The organism is Methylobacterium dankookense, from assembly GCF_902141855.1.
Taxonomy (GTDB): Bacteria; Pseudomonadota; Alphaproteobacteria; order Rhizobiales; family Beijerinckiaceae; genus Methylobacterium; species Methylobacterium dankookense.
The window spans coordinates 1-1,755 of the sequence record NZ_CABFVH010000113.1 but is presented as its reverse complement, the minus strand read 5'-3'; the positions used below and the strand labels follow the sequence as shown (position 1 = coordinate 1,755).

Below are 1,755 nucleotides of genomic sequence, written 5' to 3'. Positions count from 1 at the left end.
GCGCCACCACGCGCAGGCTGCCTAACCTCTCAACCAAGGTGGACCAGAGCCTCCGTTCCTGAGCACCGCAAACCGTCTCAAATCATCTGACGACGGACAGCGAAGCAGATGGTCGGTGGGGACGTGCGTCTCAAGCGAGAAATCGTAGAATAGGGCACCCTGCTCGACTTGCCGAGGTCCCATCATCTGCTGCGATCTCCGTCTCTCGACAGGAGAGAATCACCTCATCACAACCGCTGCAACACCCGAGTTTTTCAACAGAATCGGTCAGGCTGTGAAACGAGTGCCAACCGGCTTCCCGCGCTCCGCGGTTGCAACCGTGGTTACAATCACGCAGCAACGTGTGCGGAGATGCCGTTTCACGCGAGTTGACGTGAATGCACATTGCGCCTGCGTGACCCTTCCGATTTCCATAAGCGTAGCCCCAGGGAATTTGGCTGGATTGGGTGGCGTCGCGTGAAATGGCGAAACGACGCGATCCCGCGCCTTCTAAGCGGCAGGTCGTAGGTTCGAGCCCTACCGGGGTCGCCAGCATGCTCCGACCATAAGCCCTCGACATCGGAATGCGGCCGATCGCATCAGATCGGCAGGCGATCACCGATCTTCAGGCAGCGATCCACCCGGCCGCAGGCCGCCGCCTGCTCTCGCTTGCCCGGGCAGGCATTGGTGCAGGCGTTCAGGGTGGCGTGGAGCGCGTCGAGCGAGCCTTCCGCGGCCTTGTCCAGGCAGGCCGACCAGCAGGTCGAGTTGAAGAACCTGTCGCCCGCCGCGAAACAGGCCGCCACCTGCCGCCTGCCGCTCTCGACGAGCGTCGCGGATGACGACCGCCCGGTGCGGCCCGACGCCTGACCGCGCCGCGCATCGAGATAGACCCTGATCTTCCGCACGACGTCGGAATATTCGTCCCTCACGTTCGCAGTGTCCGCGGTCCGCGGCGGAAGCCTGGATTGCGGACGGTCGAGCAGCGGCTGCGCCTCCCGCCACAAGCCGTCGAGCTCCGCCTGGGTGCGGGAGGCGTAGGAGGGGAGGACGCCGAGGCAGAAGTGCAGCTCGTCATCGGTCGGCGCCGCGCCCTGGGCTACGGAGAGATCGGACAGGCACAGGCCGAAGCCGAGTCCCGCAAGAGCAGCGGCGACAGGTTTGCGACGCATCCGGATCGTCTCTCATCGACCTCCGCAGGCCGGGAATCTGGCTTCCGCGATGCCGATGTCCAGATGCGCCCGGCATCGCGCCAGATCGGTCTCGCGCGGCTTGCCCGGCGGGTCGCGATGCGGTTGTAGGATTGTGCAATATTTCCCGGCGGGCCCGGAGATATTTCCATGCGATCCTGCTCCGTCGGCCGCCGCCGCGGAGCTTTTTCGTTTATGATCCTCTAACAACCGAGCGACTTTCACCGCCATTCACCGGGGATCGACCATTGATGTGCGCTTCCGCACGCAGGCGCACGGAGGAGCCGGGCTCCCGGACACCCCTGAAATCGGTGTTGCATTGCAGCACTACCGGGCGCGGCCGATCTGGGTTTTCCATGTCCTCACGTTCCCCGGACCTGCGGGGAAGAAAGGGACAAGGGCCATGAACAAGCTTCTCCTCGCCTCCACCGTTCTCGCCGGCATGACCGCCGCCGCCGCCGCTGCCGACCTTCCGCGCCGCGCCGCCCCGCCGCCGGTCTTCACCCCGGTGCCGGTCTTCACCTGGACGGGCTTCTACGCCGGTTTCAACGCCGGCTACGGCTTCGGCACCGGCAACGACCGTGGC

At 65.2% G+C, this 1,755-nt stretch carries 1 protein-coding gene and 1 pseudogene; one reads left to right on the top strand and one right to left on the bottom strand.

Going from position 1 to position 1,755, the window contains the following annotated elements:
- Nucleotides 1-578 precede the first annotated feature (578 nt).
- Nucleotides 579-1,151 (bottom strand): hypothetical protein, encoded by a 573-nt coding sequence (locus tag MTDSW087_RS29770; RefSeq protein WP_144769389.1) that lies wholly within the window; start codon nt 1,149-1,151, stop codon nt 579-581.
- Between the two features lie 421 nt (nt 1,152-1,572).
- On the opposite strand from MTDSW087_RS29770, the pseudogene MTDSW087_RS29765 reads away from it, so the two are divergent.
- A pseudogene (locus MTDSW087_RS29765) lies at nt 1,573-1,755 on the top strand (porin family protein); the annotation flags it as partial.

Excerpts from the sequence above, each read along its gene's own strand:
- MTDSW087_RS29770 (WP_144769389.1), bottom strand. The coding sequence starts at position 1,151 with ATGCGTCGCAAACCTGTCGCCGCTGCTCTTGCGGGACTCGGCTTCGGC.